The 14,506-nt window shown below is 58.8% G+C and carries 11 protein-coding genes and 1 pseudogene; 6 read left to right on the top strand and 6 right to left on the bottom strand.

Going from position 1 to position 14,506, the window contains the following annotated elements:
• The first annotated feature begins 155 nt into the window (after window positions 1-155).
• Together AA0535_RS01375 and AA0535_RS01380 are read left to right on the top strand one after the other, a co-directional pair.
• On the top strand, window positions 156-1,064 hold the full coding sequence (locus tag AA0535_RS01375; RefSeq protein WP_264814108.1) for a hypothetical protein: 909 nt from the start codon (window positions 156-158) through the stop codon (window positions 1,062-1,064).
• A 699-nt stretch (window positions 1,065-1,763) separates the two neighbouring features.
• A pseudogene (locus AA0535_RS01380) lies at window positions 1,764-2,524 on the top strand (IS5 family transposase).
• A gap of 69 nt (window positions 2,525-2,593) precedes the next feature.
• On the opposite strand, the gene AA0535_RS01385 reads toward AA0535_RS01380, so the two are convergent.
• The 4 genes from AA0535_RS01385 to AA0535_RS01400 form a co-directional block, all read right to left on the bottom strand.
• Window positions 2,594-5,137, bottom strand: coding sequence for a S8 family peptidase (locus AA0535_RS01385; protein WP_264814109.1), 2,544 nt, complete (start codon window positions 5,135-5,137; stop codon window positions 2,594-2,596).
• 51 nt (window positions 5,138-5,188) lie between these two features.
• Window positions 5,189-6,199, bottom strand: coding sequence for an AAA family ATPase (locus tag AA0535_RS01390; RefSeq protein ID WP_264814110.1), 1,011 nt, complete (start codon window positions 6,197-6,199; stop codon window positions 5,189-5,191).
• An 875-nt stretch (window positions 6,200-7,074) separates the two neighbouring features.
• Window positions 7,075-7,905, bottom strand: coding sequence for an alpha/beta fold hydrolase (locus tag AA0535_RS01395; protein WP_264814111.1), 831 nt, complete (start codon window positions 7,903-7,905; stop codon window positions 7,075-7,077).
• 20 nt (window positions 7,906-7,925) lie between these two features.
• Window positions 7,926-8,852: a pyridoxal phosphate-dependent aminotransferase gene (locus tag AA0535_RS01400; RefSeq protein WP_306310209.1), complete on the bottom strand. Its 927-nt coding sequence runs from the start codon at window positions 8,850-8,852 to the stop codon at window positions 7,926-7,928.
• Here AA0535_RS01400 and AA0535_RS01405 point away from each other — a divergent pair.
• Window positions 8,793-9,050, top strand: a complete 258-nt coding sequence (locus tag AA0535_RS01405; RefSeq protein WP_264814320.1) for an alpha/beta fold hydrolase — start codon at window positions 8,793-8,795, stop codon at window positions 9,048-9,050. The genes AA0535_RS01400 and AA0535_RS01405 overlap by 60 nt on opposite strands.
• Before the next feature lie 680 nt (window positions 9,051-9,730).
• Here the strand turns inward: AA0535_RS01405 and AA0535_RS01410 are convergent.
• Together AA0535_RS01410 and AA0535_RS01415 are read right to left on the bottom strand one after the other, a co-directional pair.
• Entirely contained in the window at window positions 9,731-10,435 is a 705-nt protein-coding gene (locus AA0535_RS01410; protein WP_264814112.1) for a peroxiredoxin-like family protein, read from the bottom strand.
• A gap of 109 nt (window positions 10,436-10,544) precedes the next feature.
• A complete protein-coding gene (locus AA0535_RS01415; protein ID WP_264814114.1) occupies window positions 10,545-11,453 on the bottom strand; it encodes a LysR substrate-binding domain-containing protein in 909 nt (302 codons plus the stop codon).
• 116 nt (window positions 11,454-11,569) lie between these two features.
• Here AA0535_RS01415 and AA0535_RS01420 point away from each other — a divergent pair, with 116 nt between their 5' ends.
• The 3 genes from AA0535_RS01420 to AA0535_RS01430 are packed head-to-tail and all read left to right on the top strand — an operon-like array spanning window position 11,570 to window position 14,502.
• Window positions 11,570-12,673, top strand: a complete 1,104-nt coding sequence (locus AA0535_RS01420) for an LLM class flavin-dependent oxidoreductase (RefSeq protein WP_264814115.1) — start codon at window positions 11,570-11,572, stop codon at window positions 12,671-12,673.
• 1 nt (window position 12,674) lies between these two features.
• Complete coding sequence (locus AA0535_RS01425) at window positions 12,675-13,691, top strand: NAD(P)-dependent oxidoreductase (protein ID WP_264814117.1); 1,017 nt, start codon at window positions 12,675-12,677, stop codon at window positions 13,689-13,691.
• Window positions 13,692-13,704: 13 nt separating this feature from the next.
• Window positions 13,705-14,502 carry a class II aldolase/adducin family protein gene (locus AA0535_RS01430; protein ID WP_264814118.1) on the top strand — a complete coding sequence of 266 codons (798 nt, stop codon included), beginning with the start codon at window positions 13,705-13,707 and terminating at the stop codon, window positions 14,500-14,502.
• The last annotated feature ends 4 nt before the right edge of the window (window positions 14,503-14,506 follow it).

The raw sequence follows: 14,506 nt of genomic DNA on the forward strand, positions 1-14,506 counted from the left end.
TTCTTCTCGGCCATCTGTCTCGCCGCAACCGTCATATTCTGGCTATGAGTCCTGAGCCTAGAGGCCAACCCGAACGGGCAGTGGGCCTGGATTGAGCAGCGGACGGGAGCCCCCATCACGGCCGCGATCGTTGATTCCCTATACGTAGGCTGTTCATGAACTGGCATCGGATTGCCAGCTGGGTGTTCCCCTACATCGAACCGCTGACGCCCGCGCAGAAGACTGCTGAGGAGCAACGACTCCTGAAGGATCAGGCTTCTATCCGGGCGGTGGTCTTCAACTCGAACGAGGAACGGGCGCTGGACGAGGCGCAGAAACTCGCGGCGACCGAGAAAGAGAGGGTTCGTACGGCTGAGGGCAAGGCGACGACCTACCTCGCGGTGTTAGCGGCGCTGGTTCCGGTCATCATTACGCTGCAAGCGGCAAATTGGGAGAAGAAGGCGGGGCCGGCACCGGAGGCGGCGCGGCTGTTCGTGCTGGCGCTGGCGACGATCTACGTGGCTGGAGCTGGGTTCAACGCCTTCAAGACTCTGCAGGTCCGGGGCTTCCAGAAAGTCGGCGAGTCCGAGATCGTGGCGGCATGGCGGAGGTCAAAGCCCCTTCGCAGGATGACCCGCAGTACCCTGCTAGCGACACGCAACTCCCGAGATGTGGTTAACGAGAAGGTCACGCGCATTCTGGTCACGCACGAGCACCTGCTTCGGGCGTTCGGCATATTCATATTGCTCCTATTGCTCGATCCGCTGTTCTACGCGATGGGCTTCCGCAGCGTCGCACAGGAGGAGCAGCCGCCGGCGACGAAGGTTATCGTCGTCCAGAACCCGGCGGCCGGGGTCCCGTCCGAACTGAAATGCACGATTACTCAGCCCGTGGGTCCATTCGGCGGGCAGACCGCTGGCGCGGTTATCTCTGAGGCGCGACCACGCCGACCGGCCAAGCCACGGATGAATCGTAGACGCGCCGATCCGTTGCGGACCCGGTCGTGTCCCAAGCCTGCTACTGCCGGAGCAGCTCCGGCTGCTCAGATCGCGCCTGTGCTGCAGAACGGAGGTGCAGTTCCATGACCCTCCTGAAGACTACGATCATCGCGCCCGACATATGGCACTGGGTTGATTGGATCGACGCCGCCAAGAGGCAGGTGGCCCGCGATCTACATCGGCGGCTGCTCGATCAGACTCACTCGTTCCTCGCATACATCTCGCGGCCGTGCGAACGGCCACTTCATCCGAAAATGGCCATTCGCCGTCGTTCTCCTGAACGACGGGCTTGTGCCAAACTCGGTCAATCGCAGTTCGCCACGTAATGTCGGCTTTTGGACGACCGCCGGAGCTGCGTGGATGTCTGCCACGAGGCGGGAGCTGACATCCATGCTTGAGCGCAGTCGCAAGGAAGGAAAGACGATCTAAACGTCATCGACAGCGAGCGTCTGGTGCGGCCATGCCAGCCTGTTCTCGTCTGTCTCACGACCACCCCACCCACTTCCGATAATTAAAGGAAACGGAAGTAGGTCGGCGTGCCAAAAACCCGCGCCGAAGCCTCCTCTTATCCCAAATTGAGGGATAAGAGGACCTTTCGCTACAAACATAGAAACTCGTAATTGGACGTCACCACCAATCCGGGTGCAGTTCCACATTGCTGCATGAGTGACGGAAGATATTTTGGACAATTTAGCAATACAGATGGTAACGGCCGTGCTAGACTCTGTTAGGGCTTGAAGATATTATGTATCGGCATAGCTCTTCATGATGAGCGTGCTGCAGTCTGTGATGTCCGATGATGAGTGGCGGGTCTGGGAGCCTCTGATCGAGGTAGTGCGACCAAAGGCAAAATTCCGCCACGCAACCTGCGCCAGACGGTGTCGGCCATCTTCTGGCGTCATCAGGATGGCGTGAAATGGCGATCTCCCCCCTCGGTATTCGGCCACTGGAGGACCGCAGCCCAGCTTTTTTATTCGATGGTCGAAGCTCGTCGTCTGGGAAGCACTCTTCGAGCGCGTAAAAGACCAGGATCCAGCCATGGGAGTGGTCTTTCTTGATGGCACGAATATCGGGGCTCATCACAAGGCAGCGGGAGCCGTTTAAGAGGGAAATTCCGAGAGCGCCGAAGCGATTGTCAGGCACTTGGCCGCTCGCGTGGAGGTTTTGGAAGCAAGGTCTGTGTTGCTGCGGATGGCCATGGAAAGGCCCTGTTTTATACCGTGACGCCGGGACAGGCACATGAACTGCCGTCCGTCATGGCGCTCCTAGACGCTCTGCCAACCGCACCGCGCTACATCGTCTGTGACCGGGGGTATGCCTCAAACCCCTTTCGTGAGGAACTATGGAGCAGAGGCTCGCGTCCGGTCATCCCGCCCAACCGAAACGAGCTGCCCGTCTCGTACCCGAAATGGGCCTATAGGCACCTCTATCTGGTCGAGAATCTGTGGGCGCGCCTCAAGGAATGGAGGGCCGTCGTCGCCCGATACGAGAAAATCTCCGCTTTCGTCATCTGCATCGCAACCGCCGCAGATCATATCAAGACCTGATAGGTCCCATTAAGTGTAAACGAACGCATTCAAGCATCTATCCAATCCGTATTTTCGTATGTACCGTCTTTAGCCGAGCAGCACCTCGATTTCCTTCGCTTCAACAAGTGCTGTGACTTCAGAATAAAGATCGACCTGCTGGCCAGGAGCAGAAATCGAGATGACCAGTGCATAACGCGCCTTATCGGCGACACGCTTTTGTCCCGCGTGCGATTTCCACCAGCCGCCTACGGGATACACGGCGATGGCGTCATGTCCGGCCAGGTCGACGGCCCGACCGCGCCAAAGATCACAATGCAGGGAGCCGGCCTGAATCGCTTTCGGACCCAGCAGCCAGCAGCTCGTTTCGGCATCGGCTTCGGTGCCGTCCTTCGCTTGGCTGGCGCAGATTCGGTTGCGGAAACGGGCGTTTGATTCAATGCGCTTTTTCATATCGAAGCGCAGGCCGAAGGATCGATATGTGTCCGGTCGGGTCGCAGCCTTCCCCGTCAGGTTAGGCTCGATGAAATAGGACAGCGTCACCTTCATTGTGACGATTTCGTTTTCGAGCTGTTCCAGCGCGGCCTTGGGCCAGGGCAGGTCGTAAAAGTGCATCTCGTTAAAGACACCCGTCCGACCATCGGTGCCGATAGCGAACGGTTGAATCTCCGCCTGCGCGACAAGAGTGACGTCATTACGCGCTGACAGGATGGCACGATCAATGTTCGGCACTCCGTACCCGAACTCACGGAGATGCTGCTGTTTCTCTGCTTTGGAGCCAGTCTTCCAGTGTGCGCCGCGTCCGATGAATTTCTTGCGCACCGGCTCCGGCCAATGCGCGGAATCCACTGTGAGCGCACGATGCGTCTCCGGCCAGAGGTCGGGTCGCGCCGCTTGCAACTGTCCGACGAAGTGGCCGGCCATACCAACGGCGGCGCTAGTCGCCCAAAACGGCACCAGCGGTTCGGCGGCAACGCCCGATCCCGTCGACAGCAGCGATACTGACGGATCCCAACCACAAAATCCAGTTGCGTCGGACATCATGTTGCCCGCCTCGAACAAAACCTCCGGTTTGATCGGAGTCAGGTCGTCGGGAAGCGATTGCGAACCTCGGCTGAAAGGACTGCGATGGTTGGCCGGCACCGCCGCGCGCATGACCGGCGGCGGTGCCGGCGGTTGCTCTTTCCGCGTGAAACCACCGATTGTCAGCGCGTTCCAACTCTGTGACGGGTCTTCTAGCGGTTGTGATGGGAGAACATCCACAGCCATCCCTCCGGAGACGTTTCCGGTGGCGACGACCATCAGGCGTTTCGGGCGCTCAGCGGCCGAGATTTTCTCATCCACTTCGCCCAGCATCGCACCGGAAGCAATCTGATCGAGCGCGCCGCTCCATGTCGAGGGACGGCTAGGCGGAAAGTCCGTCGCGGACGTGGCGATACAGAAGCTGCGCAGCGCGTCCGGCCGTTCGATTTCGACCAAGCTGATCGCACCCTGCGTCACAACCCCATAGCTTGGTGGCTTGGTCGGCGGGAATCCGTGCGGCGGCAAGAGCTTCATGGATTCCGCACCATGCGTCAGCACGACCGGACGCGCATCGTTCATCAGCGGTTCGAGATCGCCATAGAGCACGAGACCTGCCAGCGGTGTGCCGTGACCGCCATTCGGCTGATGATCGTCTGCTCCCCAGGCGGCATCATAGGCCCATGCACCGCGAAGGCCGGGTGCGATCAATGGATGAGATGCGGCGATGCCGGTATCGAGCGTGCAAACAACCGGTGCGTCCTGCGCAGGTGCGGAGACCCGTCGCGCCAGTTCCACGACCCAATCGTGCTGTCCGAGTCCGGTATCGCCATGGTCTAGAAAAGGGTCGATTGTCCCCGTCGCACGGCGGATTTCGGTAATCGCGCCTGGAACCCGCATTGCGAACGTCGCAATCGTCGCTGCCGCGCCGTGGAGAAACAGGACTGTCGTGTCGGGGAAGATGAGCCGATCTTCATGCACATCGATATTAGCGTTGCGCGCTACGTCGGCCAGTCGGTCCGCCAGAGCGATGGGCTGACGAACCCAAAGCTCCCACCAGATGATGTCCGGCGCAACAAGATCTAGCGCGCCCGTGAACAGCGAACCGGCGTCGATCGCGCGAACTTCCTCGACAACCTCGAAGCGATCGACATCGGGACGGCGCTGATTGCCGGGATCACGGCCATAATCGCTGATCCGTGCTTGCAGGAAGGCGCGCGCATCGTCAGGCACAAAAAGTAAGGCGCTCTCGGTGCGATCATTGTTTCGCTCGGAACGTAGCACCACCACGTCCTGTGTGCGAAACTCCAGGGCGGTTGGAATCTTGATGGCTTTGGAGCGGGAGTCCTCTGCCGGAGTGAGCGTAGTGATCTCGACGACGGTGCCGGACTTCAGACCTTGAACGGTCAGACGCGAGTCGTCAGTTGGCAGAGGAACATCACCAAGAGCAATATCAAGCTGCTGAAGAAGGTGCGCCGCATGCGCGGCATAGTCGCCGCGAAGGGGCTTGCGCTCCTGATTGCGTGATGGATACTTGTATGCTGCGGTTTCACGAAAGGCGTCAATTGCAATGTGCGGACGGTTTCTCGTGTCGAAATTGTCTGACTCCGCCATAAGTTCCTGCTCGTTCGTTCGCGTTCTAGTCTATCCGTTGGCGGTGCCTGCCTAACGGCCGGATTGACGACGGAATTTGCCTTTCAAGATCTGCCGGTTCTCAAGGGCACCGCGCAAAGCCACCGGTGACACTTTCGCGGCCCCTTCAAGAATGGCGTCCTTAACGACAGCATCGGCTGCGCGCACGAGTTCGCCTGGGCTGAGACCGTCGAGCGCCGCTTCCAGACTGAGCCATGACTTCGCGGCAAACTTGAACTTGCCAAGGCGCCGCTCGACGACGGCACGCGCCGCTGCTCTATCCGGCAACGTGTATTCGATCACCTCGTCGAAACGTCGCGCCAAGGCCTCGTCCAGTATCTCGACATGATTGGTCGCCGCCAGCACGAGGCTGTCGGTCGAATTTGGCTCTTCCATAAACGCCAGCACTGAATTCAGCACACGCCGAATTTCCCCAACGTCGTTTGGATCGCCCCGACGCGCGCCTATAGCGTCGAATTCGTCGAGCAGATAGACGCCGCGCGTCTGCGCGATCTGATCGAACAGGAGACGCATCTTACCGGCGGTTTCGCCGAAGAACCGACTGAACAGCGCTTCGAGCCGCACGGTGAAGAGCGGCAGATGAAGCTCCCCCGCCAACGCCGAGGCGGTCATCGTCTTGCCGGTTCCGGGTGGCCCAACGAGCAATATATGCGTCGCCGGTGTCTGGCCGTGCTCGCGCAAGACGACGCGCTCTCGCTGCTGACGAACGATCCGTCCGATCCGCATAGCAATGTCATCCGGCAGCACCATGCTGGACAACGTGACCTTGGGATAGGTGCTCTCAACCAGTCCCTGCAATTCGCCTCGCGGACGTGCTAGTGGGATCGGCGTTTGACCACCAGCGGGCTTTCCTATCCGACGTTGGTCGCGGGCTTTTTGAACTAGACGCTTCAGCTTGTCCGCTTCATCGGGGCGGCCGAGACGGGCTTCCTGGGCTGCGATCTGCAAGGCGATTGAGAGAAGTTGGTCTTCATCCCCGTCGACATGCGAGTTAAGGAGCGCAAGAATTTGCTTGGTAGACATTGCTCGCCCCTTTCTTCAGTTCGGCCTCGCTATACTGTCAAGATGTCCAGATACCTACAGGGCGGCCAATGGCTCTTGCCGAAGGTATCTCAGCCAGACAGAAAAAGCCACCGTTTCCTATCAGGCGGCCAGGCAAGTGTGCGCCTCGAATGGCTTATAAAAGCGAACGGCTCATACTGATTTGCAAGCTTAGCGGACAGACCGCATCGCCCGGTGACCGCCAAAAGCCCGATGTAGCCACCGATGGGCACCCAATCGGGGCCGATTATGGCCAATTGCCGGAGCTCTTCAAAGAATCTTAATTCATTTCAGAGGGATATGATGATCTCATAGTAATCATCTTCATCGGGCGCTGCCCGCCAACACCGTCGATTTCCCTCTATGACCCGATATTGCGATGCCCCAAGCTGACATCCAAGCTTGGGCGCGGCCGTATAGGAAGACAGATCATTAGCGCCGCATCGAAACTGTCCCGCAAAGGCACGCTTTTCCGCCCGTTCTTCTCTTTTTTCGTCCACCGACCCTACTTCCGTTTCTTTGCTTTATCAAACATAGGGTACGGGGTAAAAAAGGGGCCGGCGTCAAGGCATTCGTGCAAAGCACGCCAAGCTGAAAACCATACACTTGGCAACAGGTTAGCTCTGTTTCGTGCCTCTGGCAGGAGATGCGGTGTTGTCGGCTGGGAGCCACATAAGAGCATTGAGAAAGAGAGCTGGGTCGTCCTGTAGCGGTGACGAATGTCAGCAAATGGTATTCTCGCCCGGCCAACATAGCCCGATTGGTCGCCGCGCGCTAAAGCGCAGGACACCCAGCGTAGTAGGGCTGTGTGTTCGATTGGAGGCGAAGAGGCTGAGGCCTTCGCCTGAAAAGCCACGTCACGCGGGGTTGCCCGCGTGGCCGTCCTCAGCCAGGGCAATGAAATCCCCTATCTTCTCCCACATCCGCGCCGGATTCGAATACATCGGAAAGTGCCCACACTGCTCGATCTCGGCCAGGCGCACGCCGTGGCGCTCGATATGGGCCAGGTAGGACAGATGGGCGTTCTGCTCGCCGTACATGAACATCTTCGGACTTGGCAGGCCCAGGAACTTGTTCATCAGGTCGCCGTGATCCGACATATCCACCATTGAGCGGAAGATCCCCTGCACCGCCTGTGCGCGCACCTTGTGCCTCAAACTGGCTGCGTACAACGCGCTGGCATAGGCCGGCGCGTGACGGGTGCGTTCGATGAATCGTGAAAAGAATACCTCAGGATCGTCGTGCGGGTGCTCGACAACCTGCCGGCTCAGGAAACAATCTTCGGGGGCGATGTTGCCCTCGATGTCGGTGAAACTGAGCACGCGCTGCGGCTGCGCGTGGGCGAGCAGCAACGCACCCAGGCCGCCCATCGAGTGGCCCACCAAATGGAAACGCTCGATTTCGAACCGGTCGAGCAGGGCCAGCGCCGTCTCTACCTGAAAGGTGATCGACACCTTCGACAGATCATCGCAGCAGGTTTCGCCGCATCCCGGCGCGTCGTAGGCTAGGACGGCGCGACCATCGAATGCCGCGTGGCGCACGATGTCGGCATAGTCTTCCTTGGTCGAGCCGAACCCGTGCAGGAACACGATTGGCGCGCGTTGGCCATCCCGGTGAACGGCCGCGATTGCGAGGTGGGTGTCGGCAATCCGCAAGGGAACAGACGTCGTCTGGAACTCGGTCTTCATCGGGAAGCGTCTTCTCATATTCAATCACTCAGCGTTCGGCAGAACTGCTGGATGGCTTCGCAGGCACGTTGCAGCGACGCATCATCCAGCGCATAGGCGATGCGGATGTACGGGCCCAGGCCAAAGGCGCTACCGTGCACGGTAGCGACGCCTGCTTCATCCAGCAGGGCGTTCACCACGTCCTCGTCGCTCGCCAGCCGCTGGCCCGCAGCAGTCGTCTTGCCCCGCAGACCCTCGCAAGAGGCAAAAGCATAGAACGCGCCTTGCGGTATCTGGCAGTGCAGCCCTGGCGCCTGGTTGAGCAATTCGACGACCGCGCCGCGCCGGCGTTGGAACGCCACGCGCGACTGCGCGATGAAGTCCTGCGGCCCGGTCAGCGCGGCCAGTGCGGCGTGCTGGGATATGGTGCAAGCGCCCGATGTCTGCTGACCCTGCAGCTTCTCCATCGCCTCGATCAGCCAGCCGGGGCCAGTGCCGAAGCCAATGCGCCAACCTGTCATGGCGTAGGCTTTGGACACACCATTCATGGTCAAGACCCGCTCACGAAGCCGTGGTTCAACCTGCGCAAGGGTGAAGAATTCTAGCCCGTCGAAAATCAGGTGCTCGTAGATGTCGTCCGAGAGCACCAGCACCTGCGGGTGGGCCAGCAGCGCCTCGGCCAGCGCCTGCAGATCCTCGCGGCTGTAGACCGCGCCAGTGGGATTGCTCGGCGAGTTCAGAATCAACCAGCGTGTGCGAGGCGTGATCGCAGTGGCCAGCGCATCGGCCGTGAGCTTAAAGCCGCTATCGGCCCCGCAGGCGACGGTCACCGCCGTGGCGCCGCACAACTGCACGATCTCCGGGTAGCTGACCCAGTAAGGCGCGAGCACGATCACCTCGTCGCCCTCATTGAGTGTGGCGGCCAGCGCGTTGAAAAGGCCTTCTCGGAAACCGACCAGACGGACGATCTGAAGGCGATCACGGTGCCGGTGCTTGTATTACAGGGCGATGATGACCAGGTCGTGCCCTACAAAAACGCTGCGATCCTCCAGGACAAACTGCTTCAGAACAGCACCTTGAAGATCTATGCCGGTTACCCGCATGGCATGCACACCACCCATGCTGACGTCATCAATGAAGACATCCTGGCGTTCATCACCGTATAAAGATCATGGCATAACGATGTAACGTTTTAACGGAGGCAGGGAGAGGTTTTGCCTCTTTACCTGCCTTCTTATGAAATCAGTTCCTCAGTATTTCTGGGCTAATGTTAGGCATCAATGTCGGCTTTACAACACTCTTGCAGGCAGACGTAATGTCTTACATGAGGCGAAAGCTGACATCCTTCATTGAGCGCAGCTGTATGGGCAGACAGACGATCTCACCGCATAAAAACCACGTCTCCGAGTCATGCTTCCTGGCCCATCCTCCGCCGTTTTCCGCGCACCCACCTACTTCCAATAATATAATCTATCTGAAGTAGGTCAATACAATAAGAGCCACACCGAAATGGCATGGAAAGCTGACATCACCGCCAAAACCGGCGTGGTTTGGTTCCGGGATATCTACAACTCAGAGTGCATGCGCAGCATCATGCCCCCATATGCCATAGGAATAACCTAGAGCGGTGCTTCCAAACTCTTTTTATGTATCAACAATGTCGACGTTACCCTCTGCCGCGACGGAGCGACGGGTTTGAAGGTGCTAGCGGAGCGGTGTGTGGTCGATAAGTCTTATGATTTGATGGCCCACCGACGGCGGATCGCGCATAATTGCGACGACCACGTCGCCTTGTCACGGATCGCCACCTTTGTTGCTGAGGGCGACAATCTTATATGAAAAACGCTCAATCGTAATATTGAGTAAAGTCTGCTACGGCCTTTAGAATAGGCGCGGTTTCGGTTCGTTCCATCCAGTCAGGTGAAACGTCGCGGAAAATGATCGTTTTCTCATGATCCACCACATACACCGCAGGTTTAGGTAGGACCCAGGTGTCGGTCCCGTTCAGGGTCAGGGGATCGATCCCTTTTTCGACCGCAGATCTTCGGGAAGGTTCGTCATAGCGATAGGTGATTCCGAGTTTCCTCGCGAGGGACAGCCGTTCATCTGAGGCAACCGTGAATGGCAGATGATGCTTGTCACTGATGTCCCGGAGAAGATGTATCGGTTGCGGGGATATCGCAAGCAGCTCAATATTGCGGCGTTTGAGTTCTGGAAATAGGTGATCACGGTAGAATGGCAACGCGATATTGCAGGCCGGGCATCCGGCGAAACGAAAGAAGATGAGAACTGATGGCCCTCTATCTGCTGAAGGATACTGCAGTAGCGTGCCGTCCAGTCTCGTAAGTGTGGCATCAGGAAACCGATCCCCGACGGCAGCCCCTTTTGACAAATCATGTTCGCGCACAAGAAGGGAGCGCTGGTCACGATTGATCGTCAGAGCCTCCGCGGGCCAGGATTGTTCCCGCTCGCGCTCAAGGGCCTCGAACCGCTCTGACAGAGAAGGGGTCTTATGGTCTGTTGCGTCGAGGGCTGTGGGGAAATCGCCCATGAGGTCATGCTCCTAAAATGTCTGGAATTTTCCTCTATGGTGTCGGAGGCTTCGTAAAATCCCAACAGAGTTTCGCTCAACCTCTAGTTTGACGTTTCTCATGCGAGCTTCATTCCTGGTTGTCCCGGGTTTCCTGCACCAGCAATTCAGCAAGGTCATCGGCTGCCTCCGAGATACCTCGCCGTTTCAACAGTATTGTCGGAAGGTCGGGCAGACTGGGCAGGCTACCGGAGGCCATGACTGGCAACCCCGCAGCCGCGGCATAACCGGTTGTCCGAGCGCTGGCACCGAGCCCACTCTTCAGGGCCGCCCTGAGGCCGGGAAGATGGGGCGTCTCGAGCAGGATGCGGTGCTCACGGCCTGCATTCTGCAACGTGGTGAGAACAGCGTTACGAAACTGGCAGGGCGGTTCCAGCAGGACCAGAGGCACTTCGACGGAATCCGCATGTATCTGATTGCCTAGCCAGATCATGCGGGTCTGGGCGACCTCGACAAGTTCCGCATCGCCACGTTCAGCATGGCGACCGAAACCGAGCACGATATCGAGCTTGCTGCGGTCGTACAGATCGAGCAGATCCATGGTGCCCCCAACATGCAGACGCAGGCGGGCTCGCGGATGAGCATGGTGGAACCGCGCGAGAACCCCGGGGAGGATGGTATCCGCGTAGTCCTGGGTCATGCCAAGATGGATCGGCTCAGGGTCGAAGCCCTGACCCATCGATTGAACGATCTGGTCGTTCAGGGCCAGAAACTGCCGCGCCCTCACCAGAAGATCCTCTCCAGCGGCTGTCAGTGTGAGAGCCCGGCCATCGCGACGGAAGAGTTTCTGCTGCAGCAAGTCTTCCAGACGTTTCATCTGGAGGCTGAGCGCTGATTGGGTCAGAAAAATCGCTTCCGTCGCCTGTGCCATAGAACCTGCATCGACGATCGCCACGAACGACCGGACGAGTTCTGTCGGCATGTTGGTCGCCATGCGTCTTGGCTGACGCTGTGGGGCGGGGGCGGGCGCTTCTGACATGGAACCTCGTTTAACGATAGAAAACTGTCTATTTAATATTATTGCGTTGAATGACCGGAAAACTCAATGTGAAATAAGATTACCACGACACAGATTCGGTAAATAGGAGAAGCAGGATGGCTGTCGAGTTCATAGGCTTTGTCGGCTATCGCAACGCGTCGGAAACCATCGCGCCCACCGGCGCGAGTTTCGACCCGCTTTATGTCGAGACCGCAGCCAAGATCCACGAAAGCGCTGGTTTTGATCGTGCGCTTTTCGCGCTGCATTCGGACTCGCCCGACAGCTTCACGGTAGCGGCTCATGCTCAGGCTATTGCGCCGAATCTCGGCCTGCTGATCGCCCACAGGCCAGGCTTTATTGCTCCCACCCTTGCGGCGCGTCAGTTCGCCACGCTCGACCATCTCTCGAACGGGCGTGTCGCTCCCCATATCATCACCGGAGCGAGCGATATCGAATTTCAGGCAGATGGCGATTTTACAACAAAATCGGAACGCTACGCCCGTACGCGGGAATATCTCGATATCGTGCGTCTCGAATGGGGCTCGGAAGAGCCATTCGATTATGCGGGCCGGTTTTATCGTGTTGCCGCCGGGCGCTCACAGATAAGGCCCCGAAATCCCGCCGGGATACCGGTCTATTTCGGCGGATCTTCACCCGAGGCCATAGAAGTGGCGGGGAAGCACGCTGACGTCTATGCGCTTTGGGGAGAAAGCTATGCCCAGGTTGCCGAGACCGTTGCAAAAGTCAGGGCGGCGGCGGCACCCTATGGCCGCTCCCCCCGATTTTCGCTCTCTCTGAGCCCAATACTTGCCGAAACTGAAGACGGCGCCTGGGCCAAGGCCGAGGCTATTCTGGCGAGAGCTCAGGATCTGCTGAGCAAGACAGGCTTTGGCAGGGAGGCGCATATTCATGCAGAGGGTTCGCGCCGTCTTCTGGCCGCAGCAGGCGACACCCATCGCGCCGATAAACGTCTGTGGACTGGCATCGCGGCCCTGACCGGGGCGAAGGGGAATTCGACCTCGCTTGTAGGCACGCCGGATCAGGTGGCTGATGCGCTGCTCGATTACCATCGCCTGGGCATTTCCACGTTTCTGATACGAGGCTTCGATCCGCTACCCGATGCGCTCTCTTACGGCATCGACCTCATACCGCGGGTCAAGGCGTTGATCGCTCGTGAAGAGGCGCAGGCGGCTCAAATTTCTGCCAGCAAGGCCGCGTGAGATGAGCCAGGTTCTGGAGCGTGTTGCGCCTGCAGCGGCGTCTGAAGCGAAGCCGGTGAAGATTCTCAATCAGATCGGCCTCGATCTGACCAATGCAGTCGCTCTCCCTCCTCAGGCAGTGTTCCGCTCGGCCTCTCGGGAGGAAACGCCCTGGCAGGTGGGTGATGCGACTATTCTCGTGACAGGCCCCTCATCTGCATGGCGGGGGGCGCCCGCCACACCACCCCAGGGATGGCCGTTCAATCTCGAATGGGTCCAGATCGCCTCATCCGGGGTCGACGGCTTTCCCGATTGGCTTTTCGATGTCCCGCAGGTCACGACAGGTCGCGGTGTGACGGCCGAAGCGATTGCCGACTATGTTCTGGCGGCGATACTTGATGACGTTAAAAATCTCCCTTTGCGCCAGGCCCATGGACCCGAAGACTACGCGTCTCCGGATGTGCTCAAACCGCTCGGTACGCTGGATGGGAAGGTATTGGGTCTTGCCGGGTTTGGCGCCATCGGGGGCGCTGTCGCAAAGCGTGCGAAAGCGTTTGGCCTGGAATTGCGTGTCTGCCGAAAGTCACGACAGGCTGAATTGCCAGGTATCGCCTCGGTAGACAGTCTACCCGATCTGCTTGCTGCAAGCGACATCGTGGTGCTGGCTCTGCCGCTCGATGACGAAACGCGGTTTTGCGTTGACCAGCGCGCCTTGTCCCGCGCTAATCCTGGCCTCCATCTGATCAATGTCGCCAGAGGGGGGCTGATCGATCAGGAAGCCCTTATCGAGGCGCTCTCGAGCGGGATCGTGCGTCTGGCAACACTGGATGTGACCGAACCCGAGCCACTACCGGCCGGACATGCCTTCTATAGCCATCCCTCTATCCGTCTCACACCGCATATTGCCTGGTCTGGAGGGCAGGGGCGTGAACCGCTCGCAGCCCTGATTGCCGGAAATATTCGTAGTTTTCTCGCTGGCGAGCCTCTTGTGAACTGCATCGAGAGCCCTTCGAGAATCCCTGAACAGTCGCGCCTCTAATCCGAAAGCCCTGATGATGAGTGTTCTTGCTCCCGAGAAGACAGCACCTGCCCGCGTTATCCGTCTTACGCCTCGCCCCGAGCCGCAGAGCTTTGAGGAGGAGCGTCTGCACCGCAAGCAACGGCTTGCAGCAACGTTCCGGCTATTCGGACGATATGGGTTCGATCAGGGGCTGGCCGGGCATGTGACGGCGCGCGACCCTGAATTTCCGGATCGGTTCTGGATCAATCCGCTTGCGGTTCATTTTTCCCGGATCAAGGTTTCGGACCTCCAACTGGTCGATCATGAAGGGAATATCCTGATCGGAGACAAACCGATCAATCAGGCAGGCTTTACCATTCACTCGGCCATTCATCGCGAACGGCCCGATGTGATCGCTGCCGCGCACACCCATTCGACCTATGGCAAGGCATTTTCAACACTCGGGATCGAACTTGCCCCTCTGACGCAGGATGCCTGCGCCTTTTATGAGGATCATGCGGTTTTCGACCCGTTTTCAGGCGTCGTGCTGAATGATGATGAGGGCGATCGTCTGGCGCGCACTCTTGGCCAGAGAAAGGCGCTCATTTTACAAAACCACGGCCTTTTGACTGTCGGACCGACTGTCGAGGCCGCCGCATGGTGGTTCCTCTCTATGGATAATGCCGCCCAGACACAACTCCTCGCCCAGGCGGCAGGGGAAACGCGTCCAATCGCTCCCGATATCGCCCGTCTGACAGCTAGCCAAGTCGGCACGCATCAGGGTGGATATTATTCTTTCCAGCCTCTCTGGGACTGGATTACCGCGGCAGAGCCCGAACTTCTGGATTGAGCCC

The organism is Asaia krungthepensis NRIC 0535, from assembly GCF_025995175.1.
In the GTDB taxonomy this organism is placed as follows: Bacteria; Pseudomonadota; Alphaproteobacteria; order Acetobacterales; family Acetobacteraceae; genus Asaia; species Asaia krungthepensis.